Annotated in this window: 1 protein-coding gene; it reads left to right on the forward strand. The window is 41.8% G+C overall.

The window, feature by feature from the left end:
* Positions 1 to 68: 68 nt before the first annotated feature.
* Positions 69 to 285 (forward strand): agmatine deiminase family protein (locus ACXAHM_RS26445; protein WP_474967081.1); only part of this gene is annotated, 217 nt, incomplete at its 3' end.

A 285-nucleotide genomic window follows, 5' to 3' on the forward strand; every position in this document is an offset into this window, starting at 1 on the left:
GACGTCCAGAAATGTATAAAACAGTAGCTTCAAGCGATGGTGTTCACTCTCAAAAATACTAAGAAATCATGTCACAATTATTAAATTCTACTCCGAAACAAGACGGTTATCATATGCCTGCCGAATGGGCAGAACACGAAAGAACATGGATGCACTGGCCAGAACGTACAGATACATGGCGTCTAGGTGCAAAGCCAGGTCAAGAAGCATTTGTTCGTGTAGCAAAAGCGATTGCAGAGTTCGAACCAGTAACAGTTTGTGCATCAAACACACAGTTTGAAAATG

This window comes from Flammeovirga sp. AWQ4_249 (assembly GCF_056161045.1).